This window comes from Bradyrhizobium sp. SPXBL-04, from assembly GCF_051853035.1.
Classification (GTDB): domain Bacteria; phylum Pseudomonadota; class Alphaproteobacteria; order Rhizobiales; family Xanthobacteraceae; genus Bradyrhizobium; species Bradyrhizobium zhanjiangense.
Genome location: NZ_CP182472.1, coordinates 2,394,081 through 2,414,635, shown reverse-complemented (window position 1 = coordinate 2,414,635; position 20,555 = coordinate 2,394,081). Strand labels below are relative to the sequence as shown.

General features: G+C 57.9%; 15 protein-coding genes, 3 pseudogenes and 1 riboswitch. Of the genes and pseudogenes, 12 read left to right on the top strand and 6 right to left on the bottom strand.

What is annotated here, in order from left to right:
• Window positions 1-142 precede the first annotated feature (142 nt).
• The 3 genes and pseudogenes from ACNJX8_RS11100 to ACNJX8_RS11090 form a co-directional block, all read left to right on the top strand.
• Window positions 143-400: pseudogene (locus tag ACNJX8_RS11100) on the top strand (transposase); the annotation flags it as partial.
• A gap of 452 nt (window positions 401-852) precedes the next feature.
• Window positions 853-3,000, top strand: a complete 2,148-nt coding sequence (locus tag ACNJX8_RS11095) for a prolyl oligopeptidase family serine peptidase (protein ID WP_439360636.1) — start codon at window positions 853-855, stop codon at window positions 2,998-3,000.
• Window positions 3,001-3,182: 182 nt separating this feature from the next.
• Window positions 3,183-3,700, top strand: a pseudogene (locus ACNJX8_RS11090) (IS5 family transposase); the annotation flags it as partial.
• A gap of 553 nt (window positions 3,701-4,253) precedes the next feature.
• Here ACNJX8_RS11090 and ACNJX8_RS11085 read toward each other — a convergent pair.
• The 5 genes and pseudogenes from ACNJX8_RS11085 to ACNJX8_RS11065 form a co-directional block, all read right to left on the bottom strand.
• Window positions 4,254-4,457 (bottom strand): annotated as a pseudogene (locus ACNJX8_RS11085) (cold-shock protein).
• A gap of 103 nt (window positions 4,458-4,560) precedes the next feature.
• Window positions 4,561-4,815 (bottom strand): hypothetical protein, encoded by a 255-nt coding sequence (locus ACNJX8_RS11080; protein ID WP_439360635.1) that lies wholly within the window; start codon window positions 4,813-4,815, stop codon window positions 4,561-4,563.
• Window positions 4,816-6,300: 1,485 nt separating this feature from the next.
• Window positions 6,301-6,681: a hypothetical protein gene (locus ACNJX8_RS11075; protein ID WP_439360634.1), complete on the bottom strand. Its 381-nt coding sequence runs from the start codon at window positions 6,679-6,681 to the stop codon at window positions 6,301-6,303.
• 843 nt (window positions 6,682-7,524) lie between these two features.
• A complete protein-coding gene (locus tag ACNJX8_RS11070; protein ID WP_128946056.1) occupies window positions 7,525-7,752 on the bottom strand; it encodes a hypothetical protein in 228 nt (75 codons plus the stop codon).
• Window positions 7,753-8,791: 1,039 nt separating this feature from the next.
• Window positions 8,792-8,953, bottom strand: a complete 162-nt coding sequence (locus tag ACNJX8_RS11065) for a hypothetical protein (protein WP_164939555.1) — start codon at window positions 8,951-8,953, stop codon at window positions 8,792-8,794.
• A 151-nt stretch (window positions 8,954-9,104) separates the two neighbouring features.
• Between ACNJX8_RS11065 and ACNJX8_RS11060 the strand changes: the two genes are divergently transcribed.
• The 8 genes from ACNJX8_RS11060 (at window position 9,105) to ACNJX8_RS11025 (ending at window position 14,580) form a co-directional block, all read left to right on the top strand.
• Window positions 9,105-9,437 (top strand): hypothetical protein, encoded by a 333-nt coding sequence (locus tag ACNJX8_RS11060; protein WP_439360633.1) that lies wholly within the window; start codon window positions 9,105-9,107, stop codon window positions 9,435-9,437.
• 2 nt (window positions 9,438-9,439) lie between these two features.
• Window positions 9,440-9,691: a hypothetical protein gene (locus ACNJX8_RS11055; protein ID WP_439360632.1), complete on the top strand. Its 252-nt coding sequence runs from the start codon at window positions 9,440-9,442 to the stop codon at window positions 9,689-9,691.
• 329 nt (window positions 9,692-10,020) lie between these two features.
• Window positions 10,021-10,857 carry a PAS domain S-box protein gene (locus ACNJX8_RS11050; RefSeq protein WP_439360631.1) on the top strand — a complete coding sequence of 279 codons (837 nt, stop codon included), beginning with the start codon at window positions 10,021-10,023 and terminating at the stop codon, window positions 10,855-10,857.
• Window positions 10,854-11,189: an ATP-binding protein gene (locus tag ACNJX8_RS11045; RefSeq protein WP_439360630.1), complete on the top strand. Its 336-nt coding sequence runs from the start codon at window positions 10,854-10,856 to the stop codon at window positions 11,187-11,189. Before ACNJX8_RS11050 ends, ACNJX8_RS11045 begins: the two co-directional genes overlap by 4 nt.
• Entirely contained in the window at window positions 11,186-11,791 is a 606-nt protein-coding gene (gene fixJ / locus ACNJX8_RS11040; protein ID WP_439360629.1) for a response regulator FixJ, read from the top strand. Before ACNJX8_RS11045 ends, fixJ begins: the two co-directional genes overlap by 4 nt.
• Before the next feature lie 584 nt (window positions 11,792-12,375).
• Window positions 12,376-12,834, top strand: coding sequence for a helix-turn-helix domain-containing protein (locus ACNJX8_RS11035; protein WP_439360628.1), 459 nt, complete (start codon window positions 12,376-12,378; stop codon window positions 12,832-12,834).
• Window positions 12,835-12,984: 150 nt separating this feature from the next.
• Window positions 12,985-13,563 (top strand): hemerythrin domain-containing protein, encoded by a 579-nt coding sequence (locus ACNJX8_RS11030; protein WP_439360627.1) that lies wholly within the window; start codon window positions 12,985-12,987, stop codon window positions 13,561-13,563.
• 648 nt (window positions 13,564-14,211) lie between these two features.
• Window positions 14,212-14,580, top strand: a complete 369-nt coding sequence (locus ACNJX8_RS11025; protein ID WP_439360625.1) for a hypothetical protein — start codon at window positions 14,212-14,214, stop codon at window positions 14,578-14,580.
• A 770-nt stretch (window positions 14,581-15,350) separates the two neighbouring features.
• On the opposite strand, the gene metE is transcribed toward ACNJX8_RS11025, so the two are convergent.
• Window positions 15,351-17,696 carry a 5-methyltetrahydropteroyltriglutamate--homocysteine S-methyltransferase gene (gene metE / locus ACNJX8_RS11020; RefSeq protein ID WP_439360624.1) on the bottom strand — a complete coding sequence of 782 codons (2,346 nt, stop codon included), beginning with the start codon at window positions 17,694-17,696 and terminating at the stop codon, window positions 15,351-15,353.
• 102 nt (window positions 17,697-17,798) lie between these two features.
• Window positions 17,799-18,001: riboswitch (cobalamin riboswitch) on the bottom strand.
• Between the two features lie 1,026 nt (window positions 18,002-19,027).
• Between metE and ACNJX8_RS11015 the strand changes: the two genes are divergently transcribed.
• On the top strand, window positions 19,028-19,828 hold the full coding sequence (locus ACNJX8_RS11015; protein WP_439360622.1) for a nodulate formation efficiency C protein: 801 nt from the start codon (window positions 19,028-19,030) through the stop codon (window positions 19,826-19,828).
• Window positions 19,829-20,555: the final 727 nt, after the last annotated feature.

Genomic DNA, 20,555 nt, shown 5'->3' with positions numbered 1-20,555 from the left:
GATTGGCGCGCTGTGTTATCTAGACGCCAGAGCTCCCTCGGGGCTGCGCGCGAATATAGGGTCTGTACCTAATTAGCGAACTCTGATTCCTTTGCACCGAGTTGATTTCGGCGCTGGGCACTTCGATGCGCAAAGGGCTGTTCTGGCACAACGACAAGCAGTGCGCTCAAAGCCGCATCTGCCCACGAGCCAGACTGGCCCGGCGCGCGATGACGATCGACGCATCATCAGCGGTATCATTCACATGCTTCAGTGCGGCGCACGCTGGCGCGATTGCCCGCCCGACTATGGTGCGTACACGACGATCTACAATCGTTTCAATCGCTGGGCCAAGCGCGGACATTGGCAGGCGATCTTTGAAGCACTCGCCCGCTGCGGCAACAGCGCCCTTTCCGTATCCGGGCGGGGCTTCGTTCATTTCGTTTGATCCTTATGAGGCTGGCGTGACGTTTTGCGGAATCGCCACGGCATGAGATCTTCGATCCTGTTATGGGGATGCGGTTCAAGTACTTTGAGGGCCTGCTGCAAGATAGATAAAAGCGTTTTGCGTCCGAAAGCCGATATGAGAACTAGGAGAGTATATCTTTGGAGGAGGGCGCGGAGCTCGCGCCGGGACTGCCGTTTTTGAGAGGATACTGACAAAGTTGGTGGGATTGTCGTGCTTGAAACCAAGTTCAGGTGCTTCTCGGCCTCGGGCGACTGGAGATTCCATCTGCTTTGATTGGCCCGCCTCTTGCAGAGTTCAGGCGAGTCGCAGACGCCGATCTCCCATGTGACTCTTTGAGACCAACTCCAGCCCTTCGAAGCTTCCGTCCAGTTCGCAAGACTTGGTCGGCTGACCCAGTCCAGGACATGCCCCTAAATAAGTCGCTCCTCCTCGCCGCATCACTCTCCATCACTTGCTTGTTCTCCTCGGCGTTTCCCCATACCTTAGTGGCCAGCGTGCCGGCAGGTGATCCTTTTCTTTGGCTTGAGAAGAGGAAGGCGCCGCGCGCATTGACGTGGGCTCGCAACGAGACCCGTAAGACACGAATGACCCTACAATCGGATTGGCGCTATGAGCGCTTCCACCAGGACGCGCTCATCATCACGAAGGCCCGAGACGACATCCCGAAGGTTTCGTTGGGATGGCGCGGCCTGGACAATTTCACCCAAGACGAGAAGCACGTGCGCGGCATCTGGCGTCGTACCACGCTTGATAGCTACCGCACCGAGGAGCCGCAATGGGAAACTATTCTGGACGTGGACGCGTTAGCTGCGAAGGAGAAGAAGAATTGGGTTTTTAACGACGGAGACACCATATGCCTACCGCCCGAAGAGCGGCTGTGCTTGGTCAAACTTTTCGATGGCGGAAAGGAAGCTGCATTTGTACGCGAATTTGACCAAGATACGAAGGCCTTCGTCAAAACCGGCTTCAATCTCCCTGAGGGAAAGCAGCACGTCGACTGGATAGACCGCGACACTATTCTGGTTGCGCGAGATTGGGGCAAAGGGACCATGACACGTGCCGGTCATCCCTTCGTCTTGAAGGAGGTCAAGCGCTCTCAGCCGCTCGCGCAAGCACGCGAGGTCTTTCGCGGCGAACGGACCGATTATAGGGTTGAGCCATTCGTGGTGCGAGACAGTGAGGGCGCGGTCCATGCGACCGGCGCCATACGATACACTAGCCGCTACGAGTGGGAGTATATACTCCTGGGACTCAAGGGGCCAATCAAGCTCAGTCTGCCCAAACGCGCGGAGATCGGCGGCATCGCCGGTGGCCGCCTGCTCATTAAACTTGATGAAGACCTCGATGAAGATTGGGCGCCGTTCGGTGGCGCCGGCTTCAGGGCCGGCTCGATAATCTCGTATGATTTGGCGGAATGGAAGCGGGATCCGCTGCACGCCAGGCCCTCGCTTGTCTTTCAGACCGGGCCTCGACAGGAACTCAGCGGCTTCCTCAGCAGCAAGAACTTGTTGATACTCGCAGTCCTCGACAATCTTCAGGGCAAGGCATTCGCCTACAGGTACGACCGCGGCACTTGGGGGGTCACGTCGATCCCACTTCCAGAGAATGCGAATGTCAGCCTGTTAACCGCTTCCGATACTTCCGATCGAGTAGTGTTCACCGTCTCCAACTACCTTAAGCCGACGTCACTCTGGTACTTTGACGCCGAAACCGAACACCTTGAGTCCTTGAAGGTGGCGCGTGAAAGCTTCAACGCGTCTAGACATGTCGTTGAGCAACTCGAGGCGACCTCGCGCGACGGAACGCGTATTCCTTACTTTTTGGTACGGCCCCGCAACGCCAGTCTCAACGGTTCAATTCCTACTCTTCTCTATGGCTATGGCGGCTTTGGGCATCCCCTCCTGCCGTCCTATGATGGGGTCATGGGACGACTCTGGCTCGAACAGGGCAACGCATATGTCGTAGCGAGCTTGCGCGGCGGCGGCGGGCTAGGGCCGCACTGGCACGAGGCTGCCCAGGGAGCATCGAAGCAGCGCACATGGGAGGACTTCATCGCAGTTGCGGAGGACCTGATCAGGCGGAAGGTCACAAGCCCGCGGCGGCTGGGAGTGGTCGGCGCTAGCCAAGGAGGCTTGCTGGTGGCAACCGCGCTGACCCGGCGCCCCGATCTCTTCAATGCAGCGATCGCGAAGGTACCGTTGTTCGACATGCTTCGGTTCACCAAGCTGACATTGGGCGCGCCCTGGAGGGGTGAATATGGCGATCCCGCCATTCCCGACCAACGCAAATGGATCCAGCGTTACTCGCCTTATCAGAAGCTGGTGCCAGGCAGAACCTATCCGGCTCCGTTCATTCTCAGCGCGACTAACGACGACGTCGTGCATCCAGCGCACGGCCGCAAGGCAGCCGCGAGGCTGCGTGCGCTTGGCCAACCGTATTTCTACTATGAGGATTTCAAGGGCGGACATGGGCCTGCCACTCTTGTCGAAAATGCTCGCCAGGAGGCGCTCGTGTACGTCTATGCACATCGGCGGCTTGTCGATGATGGGTGAAGTGGAGCACGATCAGGGCGTCAGTACGTTACCTTCACCAACGCTGACTAACATCAGCTCGTGCAGCCCTCGTCAGCCTTGAGAACCTCTCAGTGGAGGTAAAGTGGCAGTCGGCTGGAGAACTTTCGATATTCAGGCAGCGCGCTGCAAGGGAAGTCGCTAATTAGGCACAGACCCCGCACGCTGAGGCCCGCTGCGGCAAGGACTGCGTGACTTTGTCCATCGACTCCACCACGATCAAAGCGCATCGCTCGGCGAGCGGCGAAAAAGGGGGGAGCGCGAACAGGCGATTGGCCGCTCGCGCCTTGGGCGGACCACGAAAATCCACGCGCTGAGCGACCCTGATTGTGGATCTTGCGCATTCCATCTCACTCCAGGGCAAGCCGCAGATATTACTGCAGGGCCGGCCCTCTTGGAACCCGCGCCGCCGATGTCTACCCTCATTGGCGACAAAGGCTACGACGGCGACGACTTTCGTGCCGAAATCGTCAATCGCGGCGCAAAGCCCGTCATTCCAAATCCAACAGGGTAACCCTCCACAGCTTCAGCAAGCGTGCCTACAAAAGGCGCAACGTTATCGAGCGCTGTTTCTGCCGTCTCAAGGATTTCAGGCGTGTCGCGACTCGATACGACAAAACTCGCCAGGAATTTCTTTGCTACCGTCCACCTCGCCGCCATCACAGCCCATTGGATCAATTGAGTCTGAACCCTAGATCGGTCTCGTGTTCGTCGTCGGGCTCGGCGCCTCGGGAGCAATGTGTAGCCGAATGAATAGCTTTCACTTCTTTTGAAGAAGAACAGAGAACGGAAAGGCGTCGTGGTTTCAGCGTCCGCGATGATTTCTTAGAGAGAGGCGGCCGACGTGAAGATCACGGGCCACGCTTCAGCTTTGATCGCGCGCTCTTCGTCGAATTCGCTTTCGGTGTGCTGTGTCCATATTTCGCGTAGAGAGACCGCGGACCCTTGATGGTCCTCGACTTGAGGATCCGGGTGAGGTCCACGCGTGTCACATCCGGAATGGCAACAGATTGCGCTCGATCTTCCCCATGCAGCCCGCGCAATTGATGCCCTCCACCCCAGTCTCAAGATCATCATGCCCAATTTCGGGGATAACATGTTTGCTGAAAAGCAGTACGACAATGCGATGATGAGGCCATATCAATGGCTTCGTAAGAAGCCAGACTCAACGTCAGAACGCCAGAGGCGGTCAGAGCGCTGAAGGACCAGGCAAAGTCCCTCGCCAGGCGACGTCGTCAACCAATACGCAGGTTCTCGGCACTGATTTTGCCTGAACGATCGACCTTCATCTCACAACTGACCCGGGCGCCTTCCGCACGATTGGCGCAGCCAGCAGCCTTCTCGACCGCGCTGATGTGCACAAAGACGTCAGCTTCTCCTCCTCAGGTTGAATGAAGCCATATCCATTGGTCGCGTTGAACCACTTTCACAGTACCCATTGCTGCATCATCTCCAAACTGAATTTGCACGAATCTAACGGAGTAAGTCGCCATCAACAAGGATTGAGTGGTAAGCCGTCACGCCATAGCCCTTTCCGCGGGCTCAATCGCTTGCCGGGGAGCGCTTTCTGCGCGCGCTCGTTCGCGGCTGCGACGATACGAGAGGCGGCTGCTCATCTTCAGGCTCTTGCGCGATCTCCCGCTCAACCTGACCTCGCATAGCGCTTCGATCGAGCTGTTCGAGCGTCTCAAGAGACTTCCTTCCCTCCTCGGTGATAATCCAGCACCCGGCCTCTCGCTCGATCAGCCTTTGGCCGAAAATATCGAGTTGGGGCGCGCGGCTCGCGATGCGCTTCATACGCGCCGGCCACTCTGGGCCGCTCCTATAATAGATGGCCAAATGCTGTTTAACGATTTCGATGCTCGCCCGTCCGTGCGGCTGGCCGGCAAGTATCTTCAGTATGGACAGCTGAAAACTCACGCGCGCACGCAATCGACTCAACGAAAAGCTTCATAATACTCGTCCTGAGGAAAAGCGCAGCGCCATGCGCCCCTTTTCAAAAGAACCTTGCTCCTTAAGACTAATGAAGCAGGACACCCACCTGCCGTCGACGCGGTAAGCAAGGTTCTCGACGGCATCGGCGACATCCTGCCCAGATTGTTTCGAAGAATGGGTCAACGCGCGTTGGCTACGTGTGTGATGAGGTCTCAACTGCCGCCTTGGACCGATTTGAGATCAAACTACGTCGGTGGTAACCGCGCTGTTGCACATCTTGGCGAATGAGATCGCTCACTGAACGGACCGCCCGCTTCTTTCGCTTCCAATTGCCGTCCAATCCAGCGGGAATCGCAAAGCCTCGCGGAACGACCAAAAGATCGTGTCTTCCGTTCAAATAAATATCGAACATGCCGTCCCTCGTTCGACACAAGCGTAGATCGCCGGTCCATCTATTTGGTGACATCGAAGCAACAGTGGCGCTTTAAGACTCTACGCGAGTTTTCTCCGGATTTCGCCCGCACCTGAGCGTGCATACCGCAAAGCGTCACGATACCCAAACATGATCGGATTTACACTTTTGACTAAGCCACGCAGGATGACGGGCCAGCCGGCCTTTTGTCAACCCATCGAAAGGCGACTTCCTTGTCGACGTCGAGCTAGCTCAAATGGAGCCTTAGGCCTCGGTTTCGGGCAACACGAGTGTCATCGAGAGCGGCGAGACTCGTTTTCCCCCTGAACGAAAACGCTGAGCGATCCTCGGGATCACCTTAGCTAGGAAAGCTAGCTTCCAACGCAATCCCGCTTTTCCTTCACGTGCTCCGCGATCGTGGAGAACACAGGAGCTTCGCACGCCTTATTGTCGCTAGCAGATCCTCTTATGGAGGCGTCGTTCTCAGCAAAGTAATACGCCTTGCAAGCAACCGCGGGGTCTGCGGTTGGCGCGTCGCTAACGGGCCGGTGAACCGAATTGTCCTTTGTACAGATTGAACGAGACGGAGGCCCGAGCTGTGATGCGAGGATCTTTTGCGGTTCGGACGGATTTGATTGAGCATTGTCTGCCGTGGCAACCTTCCTTTGTTCTGAGTTTATCCCTTAGTGCACGATAAAATCGTACTCGGGAACTCCCGTTCCGATGTATGTGAGGACCGTCGCGGGCACGATGGTGCCGCCGGACGCGAACGTGTTCACGTTCAACTTACCGCCCACTGGTCGTGGAACACAGACATGGCGTTCATACCCACAACGCGAGATACGCCAGTCATAAAAGTGGTACGCTCCTCGGTCCAACTTGCAGGCTTACGTCTGACCATTGGCCGACATGAGCTCAATACGGATCAGTCTTCGTCACATCGACGCGACAATGACCATCCGCATCTTTAAGAATATTGGCGTCCTTGTCACGAATATACGCGCGAGCAGGTGGAGCGCACTCACCGTTTGTATTGAGGGTGTGGATGCAATACGCCTCGCGTGAGACTGCATTTCCTTGTCATCCAGCGGCCAGATCGCCATCAGCAAGCCGAATTTGGTCGGACCGAGATGTCTCCGCCGGCGGTAGTCGCACGGCCGTTCATAGTGGCGATTGAGGATGATGGCGGCGACCAGACTGGCGGCGAAAGCCAGCAATGCGCAGAAGGTAAACGAAGGATCGTGTCCCATCGCTCCGGCAAAGAAGCAAACGTAGGCAGAAACAGCGAATACAGACATAAGGCCTGCTTCACCCACGTCGTGGATTTCGAGGCGGCGATGGGCTTTCCTGTGATGGCCTTCTTTGAAAGTGGGCTTGCTCAGGAGCCAAGATCTTCGGCGAGGAACTGATTGAACGCGATCAATCGCGAAAGCGCAGCGGGAGGATATCTCACGACCGAGCTCGCAGAGTCTGTGCGTTTGGGCAGCCTGTGAGCGGAGTTGCATGGTTTTGCCTCTCGACGTCGGCGGCGCAGCGGGTCTTGGCCTGACACAGGCCGCACACCCGCTGCAGATCTTGCAATACGTCTCCATAGCGGGCCGCAAGCGTAATGTGGGAAAAACCGGGACGTGCGAGACGCTTGCTTAAGAGTTCAGGAGAGCCCGGTCTTTGCGCGCCATGCTCGAAAGGGGATGTGGACAGATTGAGTTCACGTGCGATCGCATTCAATTCCTGCGGGCTCAAGTAAGCTGGTTCGGGTGTGCGGACAGACTCGCTCGTAACCGGCTGAGCAGATTCCTAAACCGTCAAGCGACATTGATATGTGCAGATTGCCAAGCATGTCTACCCTTCGAAACAGCCATAGCTGCCTAGGCAGACTTGTTTTTGACATGCATCAAATAAGACCGATTTGTAAGAGCCAATCCTTCGATGCGGATGGCCCTGCCGGTACGACGCTTGACGGAGCGCTGCACCGAGCCAATTGAACGGCAGGCCGGCAAGCCGTCCAGTGAGGTCCGCTTAGGTATCGTGAGACAACAGGGGCCTGCCGGATTGACGACAGCATCACGAATTGTTCTCTCGAATCGATGGTCGAAACGAAATTGTCCGGGATCGCGATCCCACAATTCAATTGGCAGACTTCCTCGGCCAAACTCAAGCTAACCACCCCATGCCGGCGGCAATGCAGGCGGGGTTCGAAGTTCTATCACATCGGCGAAGACTGTCCAATCGCGGACGCTCTTTTGCTTGCAGAAATCGGTCTCCGCCTGCTGTGCAGCAGCACTCAGCGAGGCAGCATCGACCTTGAACGCTGCCTGACAGGCGCGATGCTCGTGGCCCGTATCGTCACAAACTGTCTTAATGAACCGAACGTCAAATGAAGGCATGACACCCTCCTCCTTGCTTACCCGCCATTCTGCCATTCGCGCCACAAGAGTATTTGATCTGTCTCAAGCAGCATCCCCAAGAGGTTGTCCGCTCCGCCGCCGAGATGTGATCAAGACTTGGACGACGCGGCGCGAGCGCTCCTGTTGTCCCGCAGATCCCGCAATCGCTATCTGTCCAGCTTGGCGGATTTCACTCTGCTTTGAAACGGCCGAGGGACAGCGTCTTCTTGTCTGCTCATGCTCTCGACCGACATGAGTCGATGATCGAGGAATGTCCCGAACAGACGCTTGAGAGCAGCATGCGCCGGTCACGCCGAGACTGCCGACTATTGATCTCTATCGATCCCATACTCGATCGCTGGCAATATGGAACCTCGAGACGCCGCGAACTTTACATGCGATATTTGGTGGTCTCACGACGCATTGCCGCAAACATCGGTCATTAGCCCAATCACCGCCAGCGCCATTTCTGACGCGCCGACGGCCGGGGGCTATCGACGGCGAGACCTACGCGCACGTGACCGTGGGCCAATGAGGCGAACCGGCCGATCTCGCTCCTGACAGTCCAGCCTGCCGCCGCGACAGCAAAGCCGATGATCAGGCTTGTCGCAGCCAACGTTTCGATAAGCCCAAAGTTCAGGATTTCAGCGCCAAAGCATATGGATCAGCGTGGACAAGCTACCGACAATGCGAGGCGAGCGATCAATTGATCTTTTGCTTGCTGGCTATCGCAGCATTGAGGACAAATGCTGTTGTGGCCCATCGGCTTGCAGTGCGCCTCAAATCAACCCGGCTACACGCTGGAGTGTTGCGGACGAACGCGGAGGCCCTGGCGGATCGGCCGAGTTGGTACATGTCGCCTGCCAACGCGGGCCTGTCCGGCTCGCAGCGGCCGCTCGAGCTCGGCCATTCTGGACGCGCATCAGCACTTTTTGACCTGTATCAATGCTGCGGCGGCCGCCTACCGACATAAGTGATCTTCCCGTCCAAGGTCAGACAACACATGGCAGACAGAAAGACTTGGCACCCCATCATCTTTTCATGTCCAGATACCGGCGACCGAGTTCAAGGACTGCTGCCGGAAGCACCCGAGCCGCGTGCCGATGACCTGCACCCGATAACCTGCGCCGCTTGCGATGGCGTCCACTTCATCGACCTGCGGACCGGCGCGATGATCGGCGCCGAGCGCAGCTAGGCCCATCAGAATGGCGTCAAGCGAAGTCCGGCGTCTTCCCATTCTCGCTTGGGAATGCCGCCCCGCTCGCAAGGGCGCGGCTGACGTCATCACAACCCAACGCCCACGCTGACGCTGTGGGACAAGGAGATTTGTCACCAACGGAGGATGTTTCGACATGATGGACCACGGCGACATTCGTCCCGCCGCGAGCCAGATTGCGGGAGCGGCAGTCCAGTTTAACTTCTGCAGAACGGCGATGAACACCAACCGCCGAGAGCTTGAGCTGATCCAGATCGACTCGATCGAAGCCCGGGAGTCGTTTCGCAGCGCTATTTCGGTTGGCGAGCGGATCATGTCCCGGCACGGAAGGTTCAACGGCGCCACGTCCGATAAAATCCTGGCCGCGGCTGAGGCGATCGAGACCACGGGCCGCTTGGATAATACTGGGCTGAGCCTGTTCGCGCCGCGGCCAAGCGATCTCGTCCGTAGTGTTCAGAAGGTTGCCTGAATTTGTCAGCCCGCAGCGATGAACTCCGTCCAGGATCTAATGGCGACCTGACCTGGGAGCGGCTCGAAACGGCGCCGCCCTTTGATCGGGATCTGGAGATTGCCGTGATTGAGGGTAATACCATTCACCGGGTGGTCTTTCCTTGCCGCCGGATCTTCGGCGGCTGGATCAAGGCCAAGACCGGAGAGCACGTCGCCGTGCAGCCGACGCACTGGCGCATCTGGCCCAGTAGCGGCGGCCATCCTGCACAATAGATTCGCGTCAGTTGAGGCCCGGACTGCCTCCGATGGCCTCTCGTGGGAAACAATGTAGAGTCGATCGAATGAGAGGGCCTGCCCGGAAACATGTCGGACCACATCTGGTACCGCTATGGCACTGCCGCGGCAGCCGCCACGCCGGCTCTCGTGCTGCGCCCGGTGCTATATCTGTATCTTCAAGACCGCACGTTCACGATCATCTACCTTCCGGTCGTCGTTTTGCCGCTTTCGCCGCGGCCGCGGACTGGCGAAGTTCGCTGCCCTGCTCTGCCTCGTCATCAGCGTTGGCCTTTCTTGCGAAAGGCCTCATCACCGATTCCGCAAACATGATCGATATCGCGGAATTCGCGGTACTTGGTCCCCTCCTTGGCTTCATGGGCAATCGGCTGCGGCGGGAATCAGAGCAGGCGCGGTATAGGCTAGCCCATCTGCAGTTAATCCTGGACATCGTGCCGGAAGCCATGATCGTGCTTGACGAGAAGGGCGTCATTCGCTCGTTCAGCGGCGCGACAGTACGTTTATTAAGTTGGTCTCCTCACGAAGTGGTTGGAACGAATGCATCGAGGTTGATGCCGGAGCCCTACCGCGCCGAGCACGACCGCTACATCGAACGTTATCTAACCAACCGCGAGCGACACATCATCGGAATCGGCCGCATCGTGGTCGTCGAACGGAGCGACCGCTCGACCTTTCCGACGGAGCTTGCCGTCGGTGAGGCCAAAGTGGGCGGCGAACGGTTCTTCGGTTTCATCCGAAACCTCACTGAACGGCGGACGCAGAAACGGCCCTTGCAAGAGCTGCAATCTGAACTCGTGCATAGGTCGCGGCTGACCGCCATGGGTGAGATGGCATCCTCTATTGCCCATGAGATTAACCGGCCGCTCTCCGCAATTGCAAACTACATGCGCGGCACAAAGGCTCTGCTGGCGCCCGACAGGCCGGACGCCAACCGCACTGCTGATGCACAACACGCCGCCCGACAGGCTCTGGGCGTCAACTTTATCATCAAGCGCCTGCGGGAATTCGTTGCCGAGGGCGAGATGGAGCACGCTGTGGAGAATCCGCTCACGCTCCTTGAAGAGGCTGTGGCTCTGGTCCTAGTCGGCCCCAAGGAGCAAGCCGTACGCGTGGCTATCCGCAGCGGCCGCGATCGCCATCAATGATCGTCGCCAAGATCCAGATCCAGCAGGTCGCGCTGAACCTGATACGCAATGCAATCGAGGCCATAGCTTCCTGCCCGCGCCGCGAATTGACTGTCCAAGTTGCCAAGGCTGACATGTTTACCGTTGCTGATAAGAGCCTCGGCATCAGCCCTGATATCGCCGACCGCCTGTCCCTTTGTCACGACCAAGGAGCATGGCATGGGCGTGGGGCTATCAATTTGCCGGACGATCATCAGTCACAAGGCGGCCACATCGTCGCGCAAGCGACCCCAGGCGGCGGCGCGATCTTTCAGTTCACCGCGCCAGTTGCGGAGCTTAGTGAAGAGACATGATGGGGCGGCGCATTCTTGTGATCGACGATGACGCCGCGATGCGGGACTCGCTCGCGTTTCTGCTTGATGTTAACGGTTTCTACGTAGCAACCTATGAGACGGCGACCGCGTTTCTCAATGACGTCGCGAGCGGTCCGGTTGACTGCATTGTGTCAGACATCCGCATGCCAGGCATGAGCGGTCTCGAACTGGTCCGCAAAGTGAAAGCCGATCGCGTCGACTGCCCCGTGGTCCTGATAACTGGTCATGGCGACGTATCGCTCGCAGTCGAAGCGATGAAAGCGGGTGCGATCGACTTCATCGAGAAGCCGTTCGAGGAGGAGGTGCTATTGCGTGCGATCAATAGTGCTTTGGAAGCGCGGCCGACAAAGCCAGCCGATGACGCAGCGAAACTGCAGGCGGAAGTCCGCCTAGCGGGCCTCTCGTCGCGCGAGCGTGACGTCCTGCAGGGACTATTAGCCGGCAAGATTAACAAGGTGATCGCCCATGATCTCGGCATCAGTCCCCGGACGGTCGAGGTTTACCGTGCGAACCTCATGGCCAAGACCAATGTCCGCAGCATGTCCGAGTTGATGCGGATCGCCATTACCGCGGGACTCTAGCAGCTGCGCAAATGGCGCGAATGGCTTATTCATGCATTCAAGCTACATCGATCAGGATACCGTCAATATCCGCCTCGTCACCTCCGCGGCCGACTGATGGTGACGAGGATCAGAGTCAAGGCGCCGGAACAAGACTTCCTACGGAGAGCCGAAATGGCTGGAGCTCTTCACGGGTGCGGCCGTGCGTTCCGACTTTCCATGGACGCGCCCGACGAAGCCAGGATGCAGCTTTCTAATCCGATTTGAGCACGTTGGAGCAACCAAGGGACCGCGTGCCCCAGTCAAGATGCCCTCCTCACGGGACTTACGTGTAAATACTTAGGGGCCTCTACCTAGGGAAAACATCCAAGTTTCCCGGCCCGTCAGGAGCAGCCAATCTTCGTCCCATCGACGTACGCAACACAGGCTCCGCCATGCACGCCCAGGCCGCCGGTGCAACCTCATGGTCGTGGACCGTTTGCCATGATTGCGACACCGATGCGGTTCACTCGCAATAGCGAGATCTACAGCGAAGACGCGGCAGCGCAATACCTCTTTCACATGGTGTCGGGCGCTGTGCGAACCTATGAGATTCTGGACGACGAATGTCGTATCTGCCTGGTGACATTTTCGGCTTCGAGGCCGGAGAAACCCATATCTCTTCGGCCGAGGCGATTTGTGAGACACAGCTGCTGATGGTTAAGCGTATCGCCATTATTGCTCGCGCCAGTCACGAGAGGGAGCTAACACAGCAGCTGTTGAACGTGATGGCGCTCGAGCTCCGCCGCCTTCAGGAACATATGATGCTCCTGATCAGCAGCGCTGAAGACCGCGTCGTCGCCTTCCTGCTCGATATGTTTCGCCGCGCTACGAAGAACGCTGCCATCGAACTGCCCATGTCACGGCAGGATGTTGCCGATTATCTTGGTTTGACGATCAAACGGTGTCGCGCACCTTTACCCAACTTGAGCAGAATGGCGTGGTCGCCCTGCCGACCTCACGCCGAGTCGAGCTGCGTAACGACAGACTGCCCAGGAGCGTTGTGCAACACTCGGCTAAGTTAATTTACGCCATCTCGAATTGAAGCGCGCTACTTTTTGCTTCGAATAGCGCGGACAAATAGCAGCGCAGCGAAGCACACCGCATTCGGCTTTGGCGATCTGGCAAACGGCAGAAAAGCTTCCAGCCTACATTGTACCTTCAGGAGCACCGCAATGATCATCGATCTTTTGCTTCGAGAGCATCGTAATATTGATCTGCTTCTGGCCGCTCTTCAACGCGAATTGGAGGTTTTTGAGACAGGGATCCGTCCCGACTATGAGGTCATTCGCGCGATTATCAGCTATTTCGAGGTTTACCCGGAGCTGTACCATCATCCGCAGGAAGACTTGATTTTTTCCAAGCTCAAGTCTCGCGATCCGGAGGTAGCTGCAATCGTCGGCGATCTCGCGCTGGAACACCAGGAGGTCGTCGATCGTTTGCATCACTTCGCGCAAGCTATTGATGCCATCCTCGCGGATCGTGAACTCCTTCGGCAAAACGTCGGCAATATCGTACGCGACTTTATAGTACGCGAGCGGCACCACATGATGTGGGAAGAACGAGATTTCTTTCCCGCCGCCCTGAAGGCTCTCTCGGCTCAGGATTGGACCGAAATCGCTTCCGCCCTCACCGATCATGGAGATCCGCTATTCAGCGAGACAGCGGCAGCGACTTCCGATGCGCTAAGAGCGCATATTCTGCAATTGGAGCAAGAAGCTGAGGCCGAACGGAGCTCGGTCGCGTTTTCGTGACCGCCGGTGCAAGGCATGGCCGAGCTTTCCCGAGCTCTGGTTCCGGCACGTTCCACAATGTAACCGTCGCAGGTTTGGCAGTTGCGCAGTGATATCGCGCGAAAAGGAGGGCTCTCATGTCCGCCGACCGATAAGGGCGGACGATTGCGGTCGCGCGGGTGCGGCGAAACACTCCCACTCCTTGAACCCCTCCGGCACGCTCTGGATCATCCGACCGCAGCCGGTTCGACTCACTGCACGCCAACTGCGAGGCACTGCCACGCCCGGGCACGTTCAGCGCGAACAGCAAGGCGCTGCCCGTCGATCGCCATGACCAGTTCTGGCGTCATTGGATTATAACGAGCTATGGGGCTTCGCATCGTAAAGGATGCTCATTCCTGGCGCGAGACCGCTTCATCGCGATCCAAAATACGATGTATGCGGCGGACAGCATGTCCTACCAATTTCGCTTTGGAGCAGCCATAGCATCCGCAAAACAGATATTTTGAGGCAGCGCAAAGCTTATCCGGTTCGTGTCCGATAATCCGACCCAGAAAGCAAGAAAGGCATCCGAATGCGAGCGGACCTGGCACAATCCTACGGCAGCATCGCCTACCGCGCTACACCAGTGATCCGACGTCCCCGCATTTGTCAGCGTCAGTTTGCGAGTTGGACTATCAAGCGTGGCTCAAGTCCTTGGGCGGCCAGAAGTCCGCATCGATCTACGTGCACGTGCCATTTTGTCGAAGTATGTGCTGGTACTTTGGCTGCCACACGTCTGTCACCAAGCGCGACGAGCCGATCGCGATCTATGCGGCTGGACTGCGCACTGAAGCGTACCTCGTTGCAGAGGCCTTCGGCCAACTGATACCGGACGATTTTCCAATCGAAGTGCAGAGGGAAGAGCTCAAGAACAAAAGGGGCGAGGCGGTCGCCTCTGCCGAGACGGAAGAGCTTGCGGGGGAGATCGCTGAGTGGCTTAACGAGCAGGCTAAGATCGTTGGTCGGCTTAGAAAGCCGGCGTGGCCGAGTCTTTGACTGCGGTGAAGTGATGCAGAACGCGCAGAAGTACATCAACATCGCCGCTCTAATCGCGCTCGCTGGTTGGTTTGGTCTCTGTTTCAAGATGGGCTGGTACCGATGAAATGGCTTGTGCCCGGCGTAGACCACATCGGCCCCAGCCCGAAGGCCTTTCGGTCGAAACGAACTGGGACCGAGCGGCCTGCCGCTGTCTGGCCGGCAAATATCCTCCAAAGAATCCCGTCACCGCTCTCTCAAAGCTTGGCATAAATCGGGGGAACCAACGACTGCCTTAAGCAGGATCCAAATCGTAGCGACCGCTCATGCATTGGCTACGCTTGCGAGATCCTTGGAGCCGGGTTTTTGGAACATAGAGTTTGCGGTTGGTGCCCGTCCGGTGCGGCAACCGCCCGGCATCACTGCCCCTCGTTGCTGTCAGCAACAGTTGCCAACGTGATCATGAGCGACAAACCTTGGTGTAGATTTCTAATCTCGAGCTATATCGCTCGCATACCACGGCATAGTTGAGCTAGGCTGAGCTTGTGCTTCAACTGGGCTCAGATTTTCGGCGAATGTCCTCGCCGTGATCGAACCGGCGGCTGTCCTCCCTCCGCCGATGGAAGTCCGTGCGATGCGTCAGCGTCGCTCCTCCCAGACTTTACTTCCGCCCGGCCCGCTAAGCGGGGCCGGGCATTTTTTTCGTGTTCCCAAGCCTCCATCGAGATTATCGAGAGCGCAAGTGATCCACAAGCGGATCAGCTTTGTCGAGAAGAGACCCAAGCCCAGGATCAACGGCCTCGCGGATCGGATGCAGCGCGCAGTTCGCGGGCGGCAGCAACCATGTTGACAAGCGCCGGCCGAACCTCCTCCCATTTGCGCGTCTTCAGGCCGCAGTCCGGATTGACCCAGAGCTGCGAGTCCTGCAGCCGTGTCCGAGCCAACGCTATCAGCTTCTTCATTTCGCCCGTCTCGGGAACGCGTGGAGAGTGGATGTCGTACACGCCCGGCCCGATCTGATTTGGATATTCGCAGTTCCTGAACGCCTCGAGTAGTTCCATTTTCGAGCGCGACGTCTCGATCGAGATGACATCTGCATCCATTGCAGCGATCGCACCGATGATGTCGTTGAACTCGGAGTAGCACATATGCGTATGAATTTGCGTTTGATCGGCGACGCCCGATGAGCAGATGCGGAAGCAATCCCCGGCCCAATCGAGATAATCCGTCCACTCCGATCGGCGCAACGGCATTCCTTCGCGGAGTGCAGCTTCGTCGATCTGGATCATGGTCGCACCAGCATTCTCGAGATCGCGGACTTCGTCTCGGATCGCCAGCGCAATCTGGCGGCAGACCTCGCTTCTGGGAATATCATCACGAACAAAGGACCAGTTCAAGATCGTCACCGGTCCGGTCAACATCGCCTTCATCGGCTTCCCGGTTAGCGATTGCGCGTAGCGCCACCAGTCCACGGTGATCGGCTTCGGCCGCAAGACATCGCCAAACAGGATCGGTGGCCTGACGCAGCGCGAGCCGTAGGATTGCACCCATCCGTTTCTGGTAAATGCGAAGCCGGCGAGTTGCTCGCCGAAGTACTGCACCATGTCATTGCGCTCAAATTCGCCATGCACGAGGACATCAAGACCGATGTCCTCCTGCCAACGTACGGCGCGCGCGGTCTCCTCCTTGAGGAACCTGTCGTATTGCTCGTCGCTCATCGCGCCTCGCGCATGCGCCGCACGGGCATTCCGGACCTCTGTGGTCTGTGGAAACGATCCGATCGTCGTGGTAGGAAAAGCCGGTAGTCCGAAACGATTGCGTTGGATCTCGGCACGACGGGCAAATGGGCTGGCGCGCCGGCGCATGGTTTGGTCGATCGCTCTCATCCGGACAGCGACATTGGCATCATGGATTTTTGGCGAAGTCCGGCGGACAGTCGCGGCACATTCCGACTCGGCAAGAGCTTGCGCAACATTCTGGTCGCCTGCGAGTGCCCGCGCCAGGATCGCAAGCTCACGCATCTTCTGAACCGAGAAAGCAAGCCAGCTCTTGACGTCGGAAGCGAGCCCCGTCTCGAGTTCAACATCGACCGGCACATGAAGCAGCGAGCAGGATGGCGCGATCTGTACACGATCCTTGCCGAGTTTCGCAATCGCGGGTTCCAGCCGCTGGCGGAGCGACGACAAATTCGACCGCCATACATTTCGGCCGTCGACGACACCGAGCGACATGACGAGATCACTTCGGCCGCCAGCAATGATCTCATCCAATAACTCTGGCGCTCGAACCAGATCGAGGTGCAGTCCGGCAACTGGCAAGCTCAAGGCGGTGTTCAGATTGTCGCCGAGGTCGCCGAAATAGCTGGCAACCATGATCTTGATGGCGGGCTCCTCCTTGGCGAGCCGGTCATAGGCATGTAGCAAAGATTTTCGCGCCCCCTCATCCAGATCAAGAGCCAGGCAGGGCTCGTCGAACTGGACCCAATTTGCTCCGCGTTTGGCCAATTCCTGCAGAACCTCGATATAGGCCGGTATCAGTTGATCCAATAGTGAGAGTGGCTGGAAGGCAGGATCGGCACTCTTGCCGAGCTTTAGGAACGTGACCGGCCCGATCAGGACAGGGCGGGTCTGAAAACCAAGCGCCTTGGCTTCCTCATACTCCTCGATCGGCTTGCGAGAGCACAGTCTGAAAGTCTGTCCCCTGTGAAACTCGGGGACCATGTAGTGGTAGTTAGTGTCGAACCACTTGGTCATCTCCTGCGCGGGTGCGCCAAATGCGCGCGGTCCGTGACCGCAACTCGCACCCTGGTCGTCGCATTGTGAACCGCGGGCCATGGCGAAGTACGTCTTGAGCGATACGGATTCGGCTTTCGAAGCGTAGATATCCGGGATGGCGCCAACCATGACACTTGTGTCGAGCACCTGATCATACAGCGAGAAATCGTTCGATGGAATGACCGTGACGCCGATGGATTTCTGACGAGCCCAGTTCGCGGCACGCAGGCCGGCTGCGTCCTCGAGCAACTGCTGTTCGCTGCTTTTTCCGGCCCAGTAACTTTCAAGAGCGAGTTTGAGCTCGCGCCTTGGACCGATGCGTGGCGTTCCGAGCGTGGCAACCGGAAGGGAGAGAAGAGACATAGCGTTAACCCCATGTTGGGGGCAAAGGCCATGGCGGACGCAGGCAGGGGAAGTCGCGCGTGCGACGGCTGCTTGGCGCACCACCGGGACACCCCGCCCGTGGACGAATATATTGTCGGGGCAGGTCTCCTGGCTCGCGGGTCATCGCTGCTGTCCGGCCTTCCCGAAGCTGCGCAGGCTTCAGTGACATCGTTGGACAGCGGCTCGCCGCTCACAGTTGCGGGGGCAGCGCCGGCATTTTCACCGGCTTCCCTCTTAGCTCCGGATCAAATGGAAGCCGGAGAACCTCGACGACTTGGATTATCGGCAAGAGAATTCTGCCGTCAACCTATCAGATTATGTCTCAAGCTGATGCTGCGACATCTGCTACGCGAATGACTGTGCAGCTCTATCGTCGACCACGATGTAAAAGCGCTCTCCATCAGCGATATCGGATGATCATCGGAGCTGCCTGCGCGTGGGGCCGTACGCCAGATCGGTGGAACGGACGAATGCGGCTTGCGCGGTCGGGACTGCTGCCTTGAGTAGAACGCATTTGATGCGAGTCCCGGCTTACCAGCGGTTCTTCGAGCACGTCCGCCATCCAGCCGCCTTCTCGACCAACGGGATCCGTGTTGAATAGGCCCAAGACACCTGGCGAAAGCCAGCAACATACCTGGCGAGCACGTTGATTTGCGGCGCCAGCCATACTCCAAATGCTCGGCGGTGAAGATCGGCTCGCGTCGTTGGCCATTGAGTGCAAAGCGCAGCTGGCTGAGGCTGCTCTCGATTTCCGGAGCGCCGCATATTGCGAAACGAGCGCCAAACGCGCCGTGGCCCCTTGGCCGCAAGAAGGCATGGCAGAGATAGAAAAGCCCACATTCCGGCAACGATACCGAACCAAACGGTTCAATGGCGGCAAACGTGCTCCCAATTCCCGTCAGGAACTTGGCAGTCAGCGTTGCCCTGCGTCGCCGAATATCCGGTGCGTGACGATGATGCATAAGCCGCGATGGATAGGCTGAATGAAACCATCGAAACGTGCGTAAGTCGGAAAGTCGACAAAGAGGACACAAAGTCGGTGCGAATTGCCGTCTATTACCTGGCACGAACAATGCAAGTCCTCGGGATGCCCAGACTTCTCCTGCTGGGCGTGTCCAGCACAGCAAATTGGGGCTGTCGCTGGCAACTGAAGTTAGCGGCGCGTGACATAGAAGGGAGCGCCTGCTCGCGCGGGTCATCAGCGGGCACCCCGTCGCGTCGCCGCTAACTTCTTGCGCTCGCGCATAATCGTTGCCCGCTTCGAAATGACGTGTGGATGAAAACCGGATAGGCCGACGGTTATGAAGAGAATGTCTGGAAGACGCGCGCTATGGTTTTGTCTCGGTCGATTGCTGATCTGCCTTGCCGGGCTGGCTGTCACGAGCAACAGTGTTCGCGCCGACGACAGCACCCTTATTGAAAGAGTCAAGTCAACGTGGCGAGCGCAAAACGGTGAAACGATAGAACACATTATCTCCAACGTCTCCAAGGTGGCACACTTCGTCCCTGGAACGTGGGGCGTCGCTGAAGAAGTTGACCGAAATGAATATGTTTTCGTTTCGTGGACCAGGCACCGGGACAATAAATCAGACGAACAGTACGTTATCACCTGGAAGATCGCGCTCGACGGGACGATTGAACTTGCGTCGACCTATGCAAAGCCGATGGAATTGGGCTGGCGCGCCCTGGCGCTCTCGTTGATCGTCAGTGAAGTCACGGATGGCGAAAAGGACGCAAATCTTCGCTTTCTTCATGATCCGGCCAACTTCAACTTTGTGACGACCGCGCAAGGCCAGCTCGGCAATCTTCTGCGGCGGGGCCGCTGCACTATCGTTGAACCTGTTGGAGTGGACTACTTGCCGAAACGGAATGATAAGCCTACCGAGAAAGGTGGCCTGTGGCGCGTTCTGCTTTTGGTGAACTGTAATATCCCAGGGCCCCGCTTTTTTACCCACAACGGGGTCATCACTTTCGAGAAGAGCGAAGGACAAGATTGGGAGCCGCAATCCTTCTTTGCTCAGCGCATCGCGACCTTTCCTCCTGGCTCCTGGTTCGATCGCATAGAGCCAAAGGAACGGGAAGAGTTAGAGGGGCGCGAAAAGCCTGAGTAAATGGTCGCCCAGAGCAAGATCGCGCCGCCGCTCCTTGAGCGCCGCACGCCTCAGAGTAACCGCAAGACATATCCGCTCTAAAGTCGCGGTGTTTACGCCTTCGCAACAGTCGCGAGTCTTTCCCGCAGCCTTCAGCCCATCATCGGCAAGGTCGGGGCAGCACATTGCGCTCGGCTCTTTCCGCGAGGAGTCGAGCTCAGCGGCGCGTGCCAACTTGCGAGAGCCGGTTTGGCCCACGGCGCAACCGCGCAGTGAGAGGACACCAAATATGCGAGTGGATCAGCTCTCCATGTCATTCTTCACGGGATCAGCCTGGAGATGCCTCGGCTCAAGCCGATCCGGCGTGCGCGCCGCGCATCGCGCGACTGACTGGCACCCCGCAGGACCGTGAACCTAGCGATGCCGATACGGCACGCGGGACCGAGGCTGCGACGAACTCTGTTAAGAGGGTACCAGGGAAGGGGGCAGTGTTAGGGACGCCGGCATACTCCCTGACCGAGGGCCATTTTCCGAGTGCCCCCCGCGAGGAGCCACGGAGCCGTGCGCGAGGCATCGAGGACAGAACTGAGTCGGCTCTAGATTGCCTCGCGCGCATTCGTCTGTGCGTCATAGATCCGGATTTGAAGCATGGGAAAAATGCTTCTTTAGTTCCGCTCCATCTGCTCCTGGCGCTCGAAGGATACCGAGACACGCACACTGGAAGAAATCGCTTGAATCTCACCCTGCG